Below are 17,452 nucleotides of genomic sequence, written 5' to 3' on the forward strand. Positions count from 1 at the left end.
GTAATAGCCGTTTCTTCTATTCGACGTTCCCTTCTGTTCAATTTCGAGGAAACTCTGAATTTCTTCCTTCATGATCAACTCTAATTTTTCCTTTACAAACTGACGAATGGCGTTTTCCAGTTGATTGAGCCAGTCTAAATTCGGTATACTTTTAGACATAGGTAGGGTTCTCCTTTCTCTAAGATTTTTGGCCAAATCAGAGAATACCCTACCTTTTTCTTTTGGTCTAGCCAAATGCTTGACACAAAATTTTATACATCATCTCAGGTAAGAATACTTTACAATTTGTAATATAACCACTCATATAATTATATGAGTGGTTTAACCTAGACTATTTTTCTTGGTTTAGTAAATAATCTCTCATTAATAGATAACTTTCACCTAAATTATTAAGTGTAAGATAAAGCTGGTCTTCCTCCATATCTTTATGCCAAACCTCATCAGATTCTTCAGTTTCAGTTTCTTTTTTACTATCTTCATCCTCTAGTGTAGAATTTGAATCAAATATCAACTTTCCCCCAAATTCAGCATTTCTTTGCTCTTCCTCTTCTGGATCTTCAAAATTGTCTTCCTCATATGGGGCTATCTCAGGTTCTTCTACATCTTCTGGGGGAATTTCAGAAATACTCACACCCGGTAATGCTTTTAATAAATGTTCCTTTTGATCTTGTTCCATATTGTAAGCCGTAAAAACAGTGTAAACTTCCTTTAGCTGACCCATTTTGTCTAAAAGATCAACCTCTAAAGTTGCGATGTTCCCAACTCTTTCAATTCCCTTCCCTTTAATAAACTTAGCACACGGGTACTTTTTTAATAATTTGTATAACTCCACGTGCCTCTCTAGTAACATTACTCTCTTTGATATAGGATCAGGGTTTAAGGCTAACGCCATTAAACTATCCCTAGCAATTTCAGGATTCAACAAATTTTTCTTTGGAACTTTAATATGATAAGTATCATTCCCTTTCTTTTCCACACACTCTTTTTTAAAACATGCCCAGTACACTTTTTCATCATTATCATTTACAAATGTTAGAATAACAGGTAATACATGTTTACTCCAATAATTATATTTTTTTGTATCAAACTTATAATAAAAATTATTCTCATCAAATTCATTTAACCAGCTTGTCCCTTTTTTGATTTGTACCATGAAGCCCTTTCCTATAGCGGAGTTGTGATTAATAATTTCTACGTAACCGTCTATACCCATATCGTTTTGGTTTGGTATTTCTGTAAACAACCAACCGAAATCATTCCTAAAAATTTTTCCAATAACTCCTGCTCCGGCGTTTCCCTTAAGTTGATTATTAGTGCACTGTGGTAAATTCTCTTCTTTGTCAATTGAGGCATGTAATAATAACTCATCCATACTTTCTCATCTCCTAACTATTTAACTACTAAATAAAAATTATAATTATCCGATTAATTTTTCAATAATTTCCATGTAAATACTTAGCACATTACTATCTAGTTTGCTAAAAAGCAACACGAAGAGGGCGTTTTCTTGCAGAAAACACCCTGTCAAGGTGAAACAGCTGATTTTCTTAGTTTTATTCGAGAAAGATGAGACCTTTAACATTTGAAAAACGTTGATATATCAAGGTTTTGCTAATTTGAACATTCGCTAGGTTATACCAAATTTATCGAATGGCACCAAACTTGGCACCAGAATGGCACCAACAAAAAGTCCTCTAAAGGTTGATGTGACAAGCTTTTCGTCTAAAAATACTATAGGTCGTTGAAGTTCTTTTTTCTGTTTGTATCTTGATCATGTAACAACTTTTTATCTAATTTCATGTTTAAGTTTTAAATAACGGTTTTTTATCCAGAAATCAATTAGTGTTGCTAGAGCGTTTGCTTGTCTTTCAACAAGGGGGACTCCAAGTTCAAACTGCGAACTTAGAGCTCTCTCGCTATAATTTGCAGAACCTAAATATCCCTTTTTTCGATCGACCAATAATAATTTAGCATGGAACCATAATTTGTTATTGTGTTTATCAACAGGTTCGTAAATTTTCACACAATTGTTATTGTCTAAGCTTATATTATTAATTAGATATTCAAAAGCTTTTTTGTTTAAAGTATCCTCCATATCACTAACTATAAATTCAATTTTTAAATTTTGTTTAATTGACGTAACGGAATTAATATTTACCAGTAACTGTCTAATTCCCGATTCACTAAAATAAGGAGCAAGAAATATTATTCTTTCGTTTGCGGTTAAAATAAGTTCTCTCAACCAACTTAATAAATAATTAAAGTTTTCGGATATTTCGTTCGGGATTCTGTAAAGTTGCTCCCTAGGCACAGTCCAAAGTAATACATTATCATTCTCTTCAATATTGGAAAAATTAATTTGAACTATAATATTAATTAACTCTAAAAATCTTTGAAGATTCTGTTCATCCTTAATCCTAAATTTTAAGTTCTTTTGATAAATGTATCCATCCTCTTCTAGGATACGAAATATGGTATGCGCAAGATTTTTATCAATTTTACCATTTAACTCCATCCAATCTTCTATTGTAAAACCATCAGGTTTTTGGGAAAACAGGAGTCTAAATGCTCCTGCCCAACTAAGTACGTATTTTTCTAAAGAGTATCTTTTAATTAATATTATCAGTCTCTCCATAAATCCTACTTTCTTTTCATGAATTAATTTTTAAAAATTCATCTAATTCCTTTGAATAGTAACCTTTAATAGAATTATTTCCTACGATTCCACCAATTAATAAATTTCTACTTAATGATCTATTGAAATATTGACAAGAAAACTTTAGATAAGAACAGGCATGACAAGCACCATGTTGTCCTTTACAAATAGGATCGTACAGACATGTCTGGGATTTATCATAAGTATTTCGTAACCAACGTTCAAGGTCATTATCAAATGCTGCTATCAGAGTTCCCATTCCACCGCCTTGCAGTTTCGATACATAAATTGCACCAGAAAGTGCAGAAGGGAAAATATATTCAGACATACTATCTACATCTAATCCAATCACCGATTTTCCAGCTTGAAGTAAACTGTGTAATAATGTGTGAATCAACTGAAATGTTAATACAGAAGCTAGCAGTGGATTGTTATTCTCGACTTTAGCAGGATCTATGTTAGATAGCTCTTCAGGTTCAATAGATCCAAGTAACAAATTTTTATAAATCAAAGCATGGGCTTCTTCTTTACTTTTAGGAAAGTCTTCTACTGTTAATAAATTATTTATTACTAGCCACCCTAAAACTCTTAGCGGATCTAACTTAAAAATGATTGCTTCATTCTCATTCTTTAATACTGGGATTACAACATACTTTTTATTGTTATTACCAATTTTTTGAGTAAAGGGATTTAAGATCGCCTTACTTTTATCATAATATTTTCTAGTAAACCCTATACCCATTGTAATAATTGGAAATTTTTCAAGAAGAAGTGCAGAAGAAAATCCTAAGTTGTTTAATTCTCTTTTAGCATTAATTAATGTTGTCTCCTGAATAGTATCGTTCATATCTTTTGCTTCTTGTATTTTCTTCTCAATATCCTTACCTCCATTTTCAAACCAAGAGAAAACAAATTCATGTAGCAACCTGTCATTAACAACTATTTCTTCATTAATTTCTCCAAATAACCTTTTAACTTCGTCTTTGAAGTTTACCTCATTTATTTCTTTGTCCATTCCACTATCTTTTAATATTTTCAGTAAAACAGCTCTATCAGACTCATTCTTTGCACTTTCTAAAAGTTTTTGTAAATTATTGGTACTTTTTTTATTCCTATAGTTTTCGGAAAAATCTCCGGTTTTAATTGAGGATAAATTTAACATTGCTGCTAATTGAATAAACGGAAAATCTTCGAGTTTTTGTCTTTCAACCAGCATCTCTTGTTGCAAATTTACTACCGATTTTAGAGCTGGATAATGAATATCTCCATCTGATAAATGTGTACCACCTAAATATATTTTTTTATTCTTTTTCATGTCTTCTGTTACAGGGAGAGTAGTTACCTTTGTACCTAAGGATGTACTTAAAGGTGTATTAGTTATACTGTTATACCACGAAGCAGTAGTAAATCTGCGCGTGTCCCTCATTTTTACTCCTTTATATTTTTCTCTCCAATTTTTAGCACCTTTATTTCCAACAACATTTATTGATTTAATGTCACCATTTGGATGGATTAAAGCATATGGGTATTGTTTTAAAATTCCTTTTTTGCAGAATTGGCACTTGAGTTCTGGATTCTTTTTTTGAATTTCATTTATAGTATTGTACTCATGAACGTTTTCACACACATTACAATAAAAAACTAAGGGAAATAAGTTGTAAATTACCTCTTCTATTTCAGCAAAATAGTATAGTTCATCTTGTTTCGGAAATAGGTCATTTTTTAATTCCCTATTAAGGGTCCAGTCCCTAATAAATTTTTTTACTTGTTGAAGTAAATGGGTAGTGTTTTCATTAAGTTTTTTTAATTTTAACTCATCGACTTTATACCACTTGTTATCTTCCATAAATACTGATCCTGGTAAATACCTAAATAAAACTTGGCTTTTCCCTCTCTTTAAGGGTTTCGTTTTCATAAATCGTTTTCACCCCCATCTTTTTCTTTGTGAAAATTGGAATAACGGAGTAAAATAGTGGTTTCTATACTTGGTATTAGCGGAATCCCTTCTTCAATGTCCCTAAAACTAGTTATTGGATTTAATGCATCTTCATCTTTTATTTTTAATGTTGTAGAGCTTGACGTTAGCAAGTAATCAAATTGATTAAATAAGTTGTCAATATGTTTTTTTACTTTATTTCTTGCCGCAAGAGGGAAGAAACTGCTATCAACACCATAAATTCTATATAACTGATCCAAAATCATTTGTTTGATATTTACACCTTTTACAGTTTGTTGAGATGTATACAAATCATATGCTCCGCAATTATAAATTGTAGTTTCATGAAATTGTGAATGAATACCGAGTAATAATCCTGATAGTATTCCTGGCAGAGTTCTTTCAATTGCTTTTAATGCCAATCTATTTATAGGAACAGGATCTACTAATCTATCCATAAACACGTGATTTTGTACAAAGAACTGGTACTGTGATCTTTCGCGCAAATCTGTTGGTCTAAAACTAACAAATACTAATCCAACATGAGATCTAGCAGATCTACTAGAAGCCTGTATGTATTCTGCTTGCTTCGATGGCATTCCTGCCATAAAGAAACTATTAATTCTAGCCAAGTCTACTCCATGACTTATTAAGCTAGTGGCAATTAGTACTTGTAACTTATCTTTATATTCAGTTTTTCCACCCTCATTTTCAATTCGATCAATAATATCCACAATTTTCTCCATATCATTTTCCCCGGTTAGTATCTCTGCGGAAAGATTAATATCTAGATCTTTAATTTCCCCTAAACGTCTTAGAATGTCGTATCCCGTTGGCTTGGTGTTTACATAGATTGTAGATAAATCATATTTTGATATAAATTCTTTAAAATCCTCAGCCGTTCTTATTGATACAAGCTTTAATTCTTTAATTGATGCATCAATATCTTTTAGGAGTCGCTGAACTTCTTTTTGGTATAAATATACTGCTCTACTAATTACCTCCTCTTGGGATTTGGTGTGTGGTAATACCCCCATATAAAGTCTTCTATCAATTTTAGGAGTTGAAGTTGCATAAAAAGACTCACCGTTTTTATATCCCATTGAAGGATACTTTCTAGGATTTCTTAGATAAAGATGTTTTATATGGTTTTCATATGCCTCAATAGTAGCTGTTGCTGCAATAACTTTTGGGAGATGGGTCTTCTTTCTACCAAATGTTCTTGCAAACTCATTAAGGACTCCTTCATAATGGCCATCTAGTGCACCTAACTCCTCTTTTAAAAGATGTAATTCATCTTGAATAAAAAGCGAAGGAACTGGATCATAAATCTTTCGTTTAATAGATTCCACTAAACTTTTATGTTTAGCAGTGTTCTTAGCTTTTTCGTTACATGCTTGATATACATCATAAGCGCCCACTATACATCTATCTGAATAATAACCATGTCGTGGACACCACCCACCAATTTGTCCAAATATATGAGCAAACTCTCTATATCTACCTAAAATCGCCAATTTATCGACAGTACCACAAATAACGCTAGGAATAAAACGGTACACTTCAGAGTCTGTAATATATATTGGTATAATACCTTTAAGCTCTTCATTTTGATATACAAAGCATTTATTATTATTACATTTATGGAGATATCTCCAGCTATCCCTATCAAATTCGAACTCTAATGGACTGTTGCATCTAGGACATTTATGCAACAACATTTTATTTTTTTTCGTCTGTTCATTTGTAAAAGCTTTTTTCAGTGTTTGTTCATCTACAAAGTTGTCAGTATTTCTTCCACCAGCAAAGAAACCAATCGAAAATGGTAATCCTCTATCTGTCAAAATTTCAGATTTTTGGCGAAACTCTTCAGCATACAAAATAATTTTAGCGAGTCTATCTAATTGGTTTTTTGATAACATTCTTAAAGGGAATCTTAGCCAAGCTGTACACCCTAGTTTTTTACCTCTTAAACGATCATAAAACAAAGAACAAACTATCAATCCTAAATAAGCTTCTGTCTTACCCCCACCAGTAGGAAACCATAATACATCAGCGTAATTTGCTGATTGTTCAATTTCATCAAATCTCGGATCATCTTCCTTAATTTCCCTATAATATAAACTTGGTAACATTCGGACAATGAATACTATTTGGAACAATCTCCATGAAAAGTATTTTCCTTCTCCAGCTGCTTTGAAGACTTTATTCATAATTGAAAATGCATTCATTAGTCTTTCATCTTGCATAAGTACATATATACCAAGTTCAAATGATTTTACTTCTTCTTCAAATTCCTTCATGTCCTCTATACATTTGTTTATTTCCTCGGGAGTGCTTAACTGTTGTTCATGATCACCCCTGTTAGCTATAAAATTGTTCCAGTTTATTAAATATATTTTCATTTTATGTAAAATATTGTTCAGAGTATCAACAATTTTTTCTGGAGTGGTTAAACTATCAAAATCTACCGAAAAATCTTCGCGTGTTCTATAGTATTTTTGAAAGTATGTTGGGATAACTTCGGATTTTAGACAAATTTTATTATTGTTATTTTGAAGTTCACCCACGCAGTTAATCCCTTTGACAGCATAGTTCTTATCGAACTTATAGTCATCTACTACACTATCAAAATAAAACGGTATATGCTCGCCTTCTTCAATCAACACTTTAATTTCGCATTCAAAAAGTTCAGTAGGATGGCCCGTTATTAGATCTTTATCTAAAGGTGTTTCATTTACTAATGATACAACTATTTTTACACACAAATTTCCGTTTCTATCCTTGTAAAACAATGGATCAACATTAATTGAAGCATTCCAATCAGGTAAATTTAATCGTTCACTTTTAGCACTTTCAAGATTTGACAAATAGTCAAGTTCATTAACCGGAATATCTTTAAAGAAAAAATTACCTACTTTATCGAGAGACTTAGGATCTAAATTGAATAGATCCTCTCTTTTGATTATGCTAGAAATTTTATCTTGAATCTCTGTCTTGAGTGGAATACTTTGTTGTTCTAAATTGTTGAGATCAATTGTAACTAGCTTATTTTTAAATTCAATTATTGATTTACCATACTTCTCTAAAAGCGGAACGCCTTTTCCCTCTTTTTTATTATCCTCTATACTAATTAATACTTCTTCATCCGAATCAACTGAATCATTTGTTAAATATTTTATCGAATCAAGTTGTTCTGAAAACGAAGGGATAAGTCTAGTATATATTGCGAATTTCCCAGATATATTTAATTTAATTTGATCTTTGTTTGAAGAAACAAGAAATTCTAGTCCCATATTACAGTTTTTAGTTAATCTATCATATTGTTTAGAATTACTGTTGTAATCCTCCTCTTCGCTATTCAATTCTTGTAAAAACTGCTCTGTTGGGAATAATACCCCGGAGTAGAAACGCCGTTTTGGTTCTTCTCCAATAACAAATTCGGAATTTTCGCCAGTGAAACCATTACGAATAACATTTGCCATATGGTTAACAAATGTTATTTCGTCCTTTAGTATCTGTTCCTTTGTTACATGATTTTTAGTTTTCATCGATTATCATTCCCTTCTGTTTTAGTTTGTCTTCAATGCCTGGATCCAACGGTTTCTCTGTAAAAGCGGGATGTACTTTAATTATCTTTTCTTTATTAACTTGGATTACTTTAAAAATTTGTATAGCACTTAATAAATCTTCTACTGAAACAACAATATCATTTCCTATGTTTAACCATTGTTCATCTTGATACTTATTTTCACTTATTGCAGATGCATATTCTTCGATTAACTTACCTAAAGCTTTTCCTAATTTTATATGGATCCCCCATAACTCTTTCATTGCTTTATAAATAGTTTGTGCTCTCTCAACAAATTCGTAGTTTTCGACAACTCTTCCCGCAGCTTTCATATTTTCTATATTCCTTACTAGTAAAACATCGCCATTTATCCAATTAGCTATTGTTGAGTAAGATTCTACTTTGCCACCGTTAGAATTAATGCTATCTCGAATTTTTATATATATATTTTTCTTATTTTGATAGGGAGTGTAGAACATCTGCCACAACTGTTTAATTAAATTTTGCCATTCAGCAACATTACTTTTTATCCATTTCATTAGTAATGTGTTTGAAGCAAGATTTAATATTTCATTAAATAGTTCCTTTCTTTGCTGCTCTTTCACCTTGACTAAAATATCATTGGTTGCTATTTCATATGGGGAGATACTTTCAACCTCATCTTTATTAAATTTTTTTACCTTAAATAACATATCTATCGGTAAATAAATACTCTTATTTGAGTTTTCTGAGTTGACTATTAACCTTATACACTCATTCATTTCGTTTCTTAAATAAAAATCATTGGTATCAATAACATTAGTTGAATATTCATCTCTAAGCGAATCAATAGAAACATCTTCCTCGTTCTCTAGAATATTTAGTAATACTTCGTCATCAAATAACCTAGAAATTTCAATTTTTGAGCTTTCCATTTTTGTATCAACTTCTTTGGTTTCTTTAATATAATTGGAGATGTTAAATTCTCTAATACGAATCATATCAGCAATAGGCATTGGTTCAGTAAATTTATCAGGAACATGGAACGTATCTTTAAATAAGTTTGCCAAAGTTATAGATAAATCAAACAGGGTTTTTTCATTATTGTATAAGTTACTAATTTGATGTTTAAATAATCCTGTCTCATTATAAATATCTAACATCTCTATCTGAGCTTCCTTATTAAAATAAAGTCCCCCCATATATTTCTTGAGTAAAGGATTAGATAAAACTATAAGATCAGGGAACTTACTACTTAAGTAAATTTCACTTGTTTGACTTTTTATCCATTCCCTTTGAGTTATAATCTCAATTTTTGAAATGTCCTCTTCCTTTAAGATACGAAGTGACTTCAGCCAAACCCGTAATTCACTAGCATCTACGGTATCTAATACAATTAACTGTACTTTTTTATAACGGTGTATATTATTTTTAAGTACGTCTATAATTGCTGCACCTCTTGGGTTGATTTTGAGTTTCTTATATAATTCGTATATTGATAGCACAGTTTCCTTTAGGTGAGGCATTAATAAATCATAGACCATTTTTTCTTCTTCATATACTGGCTGGATTTTTATTGCTGATTTTATATTTTCTAAGAGAGTTGTTTTACCGTTTGCCCATCTTGTTCTTTCGTACCATTCTAATGGAATACATATAGAGAGCATCTTCAATAAGTTATTTTTTACATTTAAAAAACTTTTTGGATACTCTCCATTCTTACACTTTGCCTTTTCGAAAATGTTATTAAACTTATTAAGTAGTTGCCCTAACTCATTAGGAATTTTGTTTGGTCTATTTATATTAAAAATTTTTTTATCTACCGCTAGCAAAAACGGTAATGATGATTGTATACTCCAGGAGGCTGTTATCGGATTAATTGGAGTTTGATCTTCTATAGAGATAATTTCTTTAAGCATATTAATTGAATTTATATTTAGGGAAACTTTATTTTCAAAAGAATCATATATTTCATTTGTAATTAAATCATTTGACGATTTAATTACAATTAGGTGTTCAGACTGAGTTTTAGCCCATTCAACAATTTCTTTAGCTCTATTTCTGTGAAGAAGAGGTAATAAATCTAAAATGATGACTTCTGGCTTATACTCTAATTTTTCAGGTAATTTCTTCCTAAACGCTCTAAAAAAAGTAATCCATGGTAAAGAACCGTCAAAATTAGAGTTATTCTTTTTTGATGAATTAAAATTAAATAGTTTAAATTTACCGCCTGTATAATTAAAAATTGGTACAAAGTCTCTTAAAGCAACATTATTCACTGATGTTCTCCAGGTATGTGACAAAAGCTCAATATTGTCAGATACTATTAATATTCCAGTATTACTATCAAATTTAGGTTTATCCTTATCTTCAATAAGATTTGAGGAAAGATGGTTTAAAATTAAATGATACGATAGAAGTAATGGAAAAGAATACGAAAAAGGAGGGAGAGAGAAAATAATATCCCCTGAATGCGATTGTTTCTTAGAGACATAGTATGCGCCTAGGGATAATGTTAAAAGAAAATTATCTAAATTAGATGTAGCAACTTTTGAAACCATTGTTTTGGAATCTTCAGTATTAATTGATTCAACCAAACAAAACTTTTCACTATTGAGCATTCCGCGTCCCCAATCACTTTCCGAAGTTGCGATCATGTTTCGGAAGCATTCAGCATAATTTTCATTTATGTATAATGAATTAGGCATAATTGCCTCAAGTGCCTTTAATCTTTGATTTATGGATAAACTACCCATTAAATCCTCCCTCCAATTTAACAAAAGCTATATAATCCAAACTGGTTAACAATAATTCTTAAAATTATAGTTTTAATTATGTAAAGGGCGTTGTTTAACCTAATTAAAATAGTTATTTTATCCCACGTAAAGAGCGGGGCTTAACCTAATTAAAATGGTTATTTTATCACATGAAACCACTTAAATTTTACCATTAAAAAGATTAAACAGGGAATAACATTTTTACAATTGTTTTGAATTTTGTTATTTCCCATAAATAATTAATTAAATTTGTATATTTTATTATTTATCTTTATCTTTTTTGTTATAATAACTGCAGCTGAATTTTTATAGGGAGGAAGGTGTTTTCTCTTGTCTAATATCGTAATTAGGGGAATAGAACCTTACTTTAAAACAAAGTTCGGACAAGCATACCTCTGTGATACCGTAGAGCTTTTAAAAGTTATGGATGATAATAGTATAGATTTAATTATAACCTCCCCGCCTTTTGCTCTTATAAGAAAAAAAAGATATGGAAACGAAAGTTCATCTGAATATATTGAATGGTTTATTAACAACTTTGCACATGAATTTAAGAGGATTTTAAAGCCAACTGGCAGTCTCGTTATTGATATTGGGGGTACTTGGATTAAGGGAAGCCCAACAAGATCATTGTATCATTTTGAACTGTTATTAGAACTTTGTAAGAAGAATGATAATTCTCCAGGGTTTCACCTTGCCCAAGAATTTTACTGGTATAACCCTGCAAAATTGCCAACTCCAGTACAATGGGTTAATATAGAACGGATTAGGGTTAAAGATGCTGTTAACCCAGTGTGGTGGTTATCAAAAGAGGAGAGACCTAAGGCTAACAATAGAAATGTTCTAACACCTTATAAGAAAAGTATGAAAAAACTTCTAAAAGATGGCTATAATCACGGACCTAGACCCTCTGGACATAATGTATCACAAGTTTGGGGACGGGATAATGGAGGAGCTATACCTCCTAATCTTCTAGAAATCGCCAATACAAGTTCAAAGGACCGTTACCTAGAAGCATGTAGAAAATTAAAACTAAAACCTCATCCCGCACGTTTTCCGAAGGAACTACCTGCATTCTTTATTAAATTTTTAACTGATCCTGGTGATGTAGTTTTTGATCCATTTGGTGGTAGTTGTGTCACTGGGGAGGTTGCTGAAGAATTAGGACGTTATTGGATTACATCTGAAATTGTGGAAGAATATGTTTATGGGTCTCAATTTAGATTTTTTGATTTACCTCAAGAACAAATTAGAGAGTCACAAGAGGATAACAAAACACTCGTTGGTAAAAGCTAAAAAAGGACACTTTACTTATACAGGTGTCCTTTGGTAATATTTGTTAGTTACAATAATATTACAATTTCACTTTGTTATTCGTAATATCGAGAGAAATTTTTAAACATGAAACATTAGAAGGCCATTCTTCAAATACTAACATAGTTTATAAATTTAATCTTGGTATTTAGTTACTTCCTTCCATATTTCACTATTTCACTATTTCACTCTTCCAAATTTCTATTGAAGGTCTAGGGTCTTCTTTTATTTCTTTATATGTCCTTTTATTATTCTCACACCAACCCAGTTTCTTTCATCATCATTCCAGAAAAAAACTGTAGCAGAAGTATAAAAGCCTGTTTGTTCTTGATAATAAATCTAAACGTCAAATGTAAATCCCTTTAAGAACTTTGTTATTTTCATCGTAAAAATCAAAGGATGCCCCGAAACCTTTTTTCGAGACATCCTTTTTGTGCCGCTGCTAGGCAGTAACGCCTTTTGTGTGGCCTTCCTTTTTCCCTTGTTTTGCCGGCGCGAGGTGGATTGCCTGCGCGCGGAGCGCTTCGATCGCTTCCAGCAGCGCTTCGTTTCCGCTTGGGTGAGGATAGAGAGGGAAGCGGAAGTCTTCTTCGCGGGCGGCCATTTCCAAGCCGAGCACGCCGCTGGAAATCAGCTCTACCGCCCCGGCGCCGATCATGTGCACGCCGAGAAGGACATCGGTGGCGGCGTCGCTGATCACTTTGATCACCCCGTCCTTTTGCCCGAGGATGCTTGCATATCCGTTTCCGGCGAGCGGAAATTCGCCGATGCGGATCGTTTCATACTGGCGGCGCGCTTCTGTTTCCGTCAGGCCGGCGCTGGCGATGGGCGGAATCGAATGGACGACGGTTGGAAGAAAGGTAAGATCGACTTCCACCGCTTGCCCAGCGATTGTTTCCGCCGCCGCTTTTCCCTGCTTGATCGCTTTGACGGCCAAAAACGGCGCGCCCGTGACATCGCCAACGGCATAAATATGGGAAAGGGACGTTTGCGCCTGACGGTTGACCTGGATAAACCCGTTTTCATCCGTTTTCATGCCAAGCCGCTCGATGCCTAATCCATTGGTATTGGCTTTTTTCTCGCACGAAACAAATAAATGAGTGCCTTCAAGGGTGGCCGTTTCTCCTTCTGCTGTCCGGATCGTGACCGCAACGCAGTCGAGGGAGGATTCGGCCCGTTCGATCTGGCATCGTGTATAAAGTTTGATTTTTCGTTTTTTCCATATGCGCTGTAGTTCTTTCACAATGGTGCCGTCCAAGCCAAACGTACCGTCATCGCTGATGACCGACACTTGCGAACCAAACGCGTGGAAGCTCATTGCTGCTTCGAGCGCGATATAGTCGTTCCCATATACAAGCAAATGGCCGGGCAATGTTTCTAAACTATAGATGGAATCGACGTTTAATATCCGTTCATGGTCAACGGAAACGGACGGCGGCGAAACGTGCGACGCGCCGACGGCGATGATCGCATGGCGGAAACGGTAGACTTCAAACGCATCGCCCGCTTCAACGCCGATGCGGTCTTCCGCCAAAAACGAGGCATGGCCGCGAAGGACCTCGATGCGATTGGCCTTGCAAAGCGCTTCGACGCCCTGGCGGAGCTGAGTGACGATTTTCGCTTTATAGTTTTGCAGCTTGCCAAGTTGGAAGCCAGTATTCTCTAAATCTATTCCGATGTCTTTTAGATGCGGGATGTCTGCCATCTTTTGCGCCGCATGGGCAAATACTTTCGACGGAATGCATCCTTTGTTTAAACAGACGCCGCCAAGTTCCCCTTCTTCTATCAATGTGACCGACAACCCGAGCTGGGCGGCGCGGATCGCGGCGCTATATCCGCCCGGCCCGCCGCCGATAATGACGACATCCCGTTCCTGTGCCAATTCTCCAACGACCATTTACACCAACTCCATAAGCATTCGTTTCGGATTTTCAATGAGTCTCACAAAATAGTTCGTAAACGCGACCGCTGTCGCTCCGTCAGCCACACGGTGGTCAAACGACATCGAGATGTTCATCATCGAACGGACGGCGATCTCGTCGTTTTCCATCACCATCGGCCGTTTTTTCGTTTTATGAAACGCCATCAGCGCCACTTCCGGATAGTTGATGATCGGCGTCGCACCGATGCTTCCGCCAAGCGGGCCGACGTTGCTGATGGTAAAGGTGCTTCCCGTGATTTCAGAAACGGACAGCTTGTTTTCCTGCGCCCGTTTCGTAAGCTGTTTCGCCTCTTCGTGAATTTCCCGCAGCGATTTTCTTTCAACATGTCTAATTACCGGTACGATTAAACCGTCTTCGGTGTCGACGGCAATGCCGATATGATGCTCGGCATATAAGTGAATTTCTTCCCGCTCTTCGTCAAGGCGCGCGTTAAAAATCGGAAACTGCTTTAATGACAGTGACAGCGCTTTAATGAAAAACGCCGTTGCCGAAATGTGAATGTCATGCTGCTTCAGCTCTTCGCGGAAACGAATGAGCTCCGTGACATCGACTTCTTCAAAATGGGTGCAATGCGGAATCGTATAAAGCGACTGCGCCATTTTTTTCGCGATTTGTTTGCGGCGGCCGCGGAACGGAAGGACCGATGTAGCGGACGCGGACGAATTTTCTTTTTTCGGCGCCGCTTCGGCAACCGGCGCGCTGCTTGCACTTTTTGTTTGCTTTGCCTCAATAAAGCGGTATACATCTTCATCCGTAATGCGCCCGCCTGGACCAGTGCCTGCAATTTGTTCCAAATCGACGCCATGTTCGCGGGCGATCTTGCGCGTATACGGCGTGGCAAGCACGCGGCGGATATTTTTCGTCAGGACGGAACCGCCTGTTTCCTCGTTGGCGCTTGGCAACCGGAAAGATTCCCCTGCATTGGAGGAAGAAGCGGGATTGGGCTTCACCGCTGCGCTTGTCTGCAGCGTCAAAATCGTCGTGCCGACCGCTATCGTTTCCCCTTCGCGGACAAGAATGTCTTGCACAATTCCTTCCGCCGGAGCGGGAATTTCCGCCACCATTTTATCTGTTTGGACTTCGACCAGCGGCTGATCGGCCTTGACATAGTCGCCTTTTTGCACGAGATACGTTAATACAACCGCTTCCGTCATCCCTTCGCCGATATCGTGAAGCTTTACTTCCATCGTTTCTACCCCTTCCGCTAGAAGTTGACTGTTTTTTCAATCGCGTGCAAGACGCGTGCCGGCGTCGGCAAATAATCGTCTTCGTAGGCAAAAAACGGCACCGGGACATCGAATCCAGTGACGCGCGCCACAAGCGCTTTTTGGTACAAAAACGATGTATCGTTAATCAGCGCGACAATATCGCTTGCAAGTCCTCCGGTGGCGTGCGCTTCCTGGACAATCACCGTTCGTCCCGTTTTTTGCACCGACGCGGCGATCATGTCTTTATCGAGCGGATAGAGCGTGCGCAAGTCGATCACATCGGCGTGAATCCCTTTTTCCGCGGCGCTTTCCGCCGCTTTCATCGCCACCGGCACCATCGCCCCCCAGGCGATCACGGTCACGTCGTCGCCTTCGCGCAGTTTTTTCGCTTTGCCGATTTCCAACGTATATTTTCCTTCCGGCACTTCTTCGCGAAACGCGCGGTAGCTGCGCATCGGCTCCAAAAACAGCACCGGGTCCGGATCTTCAATCGCGGCAATCAGCAGTCCTTTCGCGTCATATGGCGAGGCGGGGCAGACGACTTTCATGCCGGGCATATGGGTAAATAATGCCTCCGTGCTATCGGAATGGATTTCCGGAGCGCGCACCCCCGCGCCGTACGGGGCACGAATCACCAACGGGACGGTGAAATGCCCCATCGTCCGCGCCCGCATCCGCGCCGCATGGGTCATAATTTGCTCGTACGCCGGATAAATAAATCCTAAAAATTGAATCTCGACGACCGGACGAAAGCCGTTTAGCGCCATCCCGATCGCCGCTCCGGTAAACCCTGCTTCGCTAAGCGGCGTATCGATGACCCGGTCCTCGCCAAACTCCGCCTGCAAGCCCTCGGTCGCGCGGAACACCCCGCCGTTTTTCCCGATATCCTCCCCAAGCAAAATGACGTCGTCGCGTTCTTTTAACATTGTGCGCAACGCGTCGTTTACCGCCTGCACGAGCGTCAACGTTTTTGTATTCACCGCTGTTGTCATCCTTCCATCCCCCGTTTCCACTCCATATACGCTTGTTTTTGCTCGGCAATCGTCCACGTCGGCTCAGCAAACACATAATCAAATATATCTTCCGGATTGGCGTTCGGATAGCGCTCCATTTCCGCCACCGCCTGCTCCACTTCCGCATTTACCCCTTCTTGTACATCGATGGCCCAATTTTCATCCCAAAAGCCTTCTTGCCGCATAAAACGCTCGAGCCGCATGATCGGATCGGTCGTTTCCCGTCTCCGTTTGCTTTCTTCCTGATCGCGATACTTCGATGGATCATCGGAAGTCGTATGGGCGCCGTAGCGCCAGGTGACCGCTTCGATCAGCGTCGGCCCTTCCCCGTTTCGCGCCCGTTCCAACGCTTGTTTGGTGTAAAAATAGACGGCGAAAATATCGTTTCCGTCGATGCGAATGCCAGGAATGTCATAGGCGAGCGCTTTTTGCGCGATCGTTTTTGACTTCATTTGCCGGGTGATCGGCACGGAAATCGCATATTGATTGTTTTGATTGAAAAAGACGACCGGCACGTTGAAAACGCTTGCAAAATTCAACCCCTCATGAAAATCGCCTTCCGATGTCGCACCGTCTCCAAAATAAACGATCACCGCATTTTTTGTTCCTTTCCGTTTTTCCGCGTATGCCGCTCCGGCAGCTTGCGGCAGCTGCGTCGCGATCGGAACGTACGGCGGCACGATTTTTTTCCCTTGCGGCGGGATGCATCCTTCCGTCCGCCCTTTCCAATACAAAAGCGTCTGTGTCAATGTGCGGCCAAACGTCATCATCGCCCCGTGGTCGCGATACGTCGGAAACATCCAATCGCCATCCTCTAAAGCGAGGGCGCTGCCGACTTGGCACGCCTCCTGCCCTTCAAACGGAACGTACGTGCCGATCCGCCCTTGCCGCTGCAAGCTGACGCATTTGCGGTCAAACGTTCTTGTCCGGATGAGATGGCGGTACATCGCCATTACGAGTTCTTTCGTTATTTGCTCCCGATACTCGGGCTCTACGATCCGCCCTTGTTCATCCATGATTTGCCTGATTGGGAATTGCCGTTCCATCGAATCCCC

At 37.6% G+C, this 17,452-nt stretch carries 10 protein-coding genes and 1 pseudogene; 1 reads left to right on the forward strand and 10 read right to left on the reverse strand.

Annotation, left to right across the window (positions count from 1 at the left end):
- The 6 genes and pseudogenes from AC1WMD_RS15800 to AC1WMD_RS15825 form a co-directional block, all read right to left on the reverse strand.
- Positions 1-159 (reverse strand): annotated as a pseudogene (locus AC1WMD_RS15800) (IS256 family transposase); the annotation flags it as partial.
- Positions 160-331: 172 nt separating this feature from the next.
- Positions 332-1,372, reverse strand: a complete 1,041-nt coding sequence (locus tag AC1WMD_RS15805; RefSeq protein ID WP_494257952.1) for a DUF4365 domain-containing protein — start codon at positions 1,370-1,372, stop codon at positions 332-334.
- A 414-nt stretch (positions 1,373-1,786) separates the two neighbouring features.
- On the reverse strand, positions 1,787-2,635 hold the full coding sequence (locus tag AC1WMD_RS15810; RefSeq protein ID WP_494257953.1) for a phospholipase D family protein: 849 nt from the start codon (positions 2,633-2,635) through the stop codon (positions 1,787-1,789).
- A gap of 16 nt (positions 2,636-2,651) precedes the next feature.
- Entirely contained in the window at positions 2,652-4,571 is a 1,920-nt protein-coding gene (locus tag AC1WMD_RS15815) for a DUF8724 domain-containing protein (RefSeq protein ID WP_494257954.1), read from the reverse strand.
- Positions 4,568-8,143 (reverse strand): helicase-related protein, encoded by a 3,576-nt coding sequence (locus AC1WMD_RS15820; RefSeq protein WP_494257955.1) that lies wholly within the window; start codon positions 8,141-8,143, stop codon positions 4,568-4,570. Before AC1WMD_RS15820 ends, AC1WMD_RS15815 begins: the two co-directional genes overlap by 4 nt.
- Entirely contained in the window at positions 8,133-10,898 is a 2,766-nt protein-coding gene (locus AC1WMD_RS15825) for a DrmE family protein (RefSeq protein ID WP_494257956.1), read from the reverse strand. The genes AC1WMD_RS15820 and AC1WMD_RS15825 overlap by 11 nt, the downstream gene beginning before the upstream one ends.
- A gap of 351 nt (positions 10,899-11,249) precedes the next feature.
- On the opposite strand from AC1WMD_RS15825, the gene AC1WMD_RS15830 reads away from it, so the two are divergent.
- Positions 11,250-12,215, forward strand: coding sequence for a DNA-methyltransferase (locus tag AC1WMD_RS15830; RefSeq protein ID WP_494257957.1), 966 nt, complete (start codon positions 11,250-11,252; stop codon positions 12,213-12,215).
- Positions 12,216-12,675: 460 nt separating this feature from the next.
- Here AC1WMD_RS15830 and lpdA read toward each other — a convergent pair whose 3' ends face one another.
- Genes lpdA through pdhA form a run of 4 tightly spaced genes read right to left on the reverse strand, consistent with a single transcriptional unit; the run spans position 12,676 to position 17,443 of the window.
- Complete coding sequence (gene lpdA, locus AC1WMD_RS15835; protein ID WP_494257958.1) at positions 12,676-14,130, reverse strand: dihydrolipoyl dehydrogenase; 1,455 nt, start codon at positions 14,128-14,130, stop codon at positions 12,676-12,678.
- Positions 14,131-15,363, reverse strand: coding sequence for a dihydrolipoamide acetyltransferase family protein (locus tag AC1WMD_RS15840; protein WP_494257959.1), 1,233 nt, complete (start codon positions 15,361-15,363; stop codon positions 14,131-14,133).
- A 17-nt stretch (positions 15,364-15,380) separates the two neighbouring features.
- Positions 15,381-16,376: an alpha-ketoacid dehydrogenase subunit beta gene (locus AC1WMD_RS15845; protein WP_494257960.1), complete on the reverse strand. Its 996-nt coding sequence runs from the start codon at positions 16,374-16,376 to the stop codon at positions 15,381-15,383.
- Complete coding sequence (gene pdhA, locus AC1WMD_RS15850) at positions 16,373-17,443, reverse strand: pyruvate dehydrogenase (acetyl-transferring) E1 component subunit alpha (protein ID WP_494257961.1); 1,071 nt, start codon at positions 17,441-17,443, stop codon at positions 16,373-16,375. Before pdhA ends, AC1WMD_RS15845 begins: the two co-directional genes overlap by 4 nt.
- Between the last annotated feature and the right edge of the window lie 9 nt (positions 17,444-17,452).

The sequence above is a fragment of the Parageobacillus sp. NEAU-HV-2 genome (assembly GCF_059115485.1).